Here is a 510-nt window from a genome sequence, read left to right on the forward strand (position 1 = left end):
CTCTTGAAGAACGGCACCATCAGGTCGGCCTTGGGCGGCAGGTCGTTCGAGAAGCCGCTCTGCACCCAGCGCAGGAACAGCTCCAGCACGCGCAGGTTGGAGGTTTCCGACACGCTGAACGCGAGGTACAGCGCCGCCACCAGCCCGAGCAGCGATTGCCAGAAGTACTTCTCGCGCGAGCGCATGCCCTCGGGGTTCTTGTGCACCACCTTGCGCCAGTCGTCGACCCAGCCGATCGCGCCGAAGCCGAGCGTCACCAGCATCACGATCCAGACGAAGCGGTTGCTCCAGTCGAACCACAGCAGCGTCGAGATGCCGATGCCCAGCAGGATCAGCACGCCGCCCATCGTCGGCGTGCCGCTCTTGCTCAGGTGGGCCTGCACGCCGTACTCGCGGATCGGCTGGCCGATCTTCAGCGCGCTCAGGCGGCGGATCACCATCGGGCCGAACGCGAGGCCGATCAGCAGCGCGGTCATCGCCGCCAGCACCGCACGCATCGTCAGGTACTGG

Annotated in this window: 1 protein-coding gene; it reads right to left on the minus strand. The window is 66.7% G+C overall.

Annotated features, from left to right (window positions below; all coding sequences use genetic code 11):
- A partial coding sequence (locus AC1D15_RS36660; protein ID WP_477829962.1) for an MraY family glycosyltransferase occupies positions 1 to 510 on the minus strand: 510 nt, incomplete at both ends.

The organism is Rhizobacter sp. P2_H2, assembly GCF_056403375.1.